Annotated in this window: 1 protein-coding gene; it reads left to right on the forward strand. The window is 40.9% G+C overall.

What is annotated here, in order from left to right; translation table 11 throughout:
* On the forward strand, positions 1 to 231 hold a 231-nt coding region (locus HBA93_RS20030), incomplete at its 5' end, for a hypothetical protein (RefSeq protein WP_221724448.1).
* Positions 232 to 320: the final 89 nt, after the last annotated feature.

The following is a 320-nucleotide window of genomic DNA, read 5'->3' on the forward strand; positions in this document are numbered from 1 at the left end:
CGATTAAGGGGGCGTTTCATGACTCGAAAAATCAGACTTACGCCGATTGAGAAATATATTGAGAATGAAAATCGTCCGAAGACTAGGCAGGAAAGATTTCTAGCTAAAAAACGGTCTGAGGGTTTTTTCCGTGTAACTCTATGGGTTCATCAAGATGATGAAAGATCATTGCGTAAAACAGCTGATGATTTGCTAAAAAGTCGTCAATCAGAAAGCGGTGAAGTCCAATGATGGTTGATTGGATTAGTGCGCGGGTTCCTCTTACATGGGACGTTCCGATTAATAATTGTATGGTCGTTCATTATCGTGCAGATGGTTCT

The sequence above is a fragment of the Ochrobactrum sp. SFR4 genome (assembly GCF_019730395.1).
Taxonomy (GTDB): Bacteria; Pseudomonadota; Alphaproteobacteria; order Rhizobiales; family Rhizobiaceae; genus Pseudochrobactrum.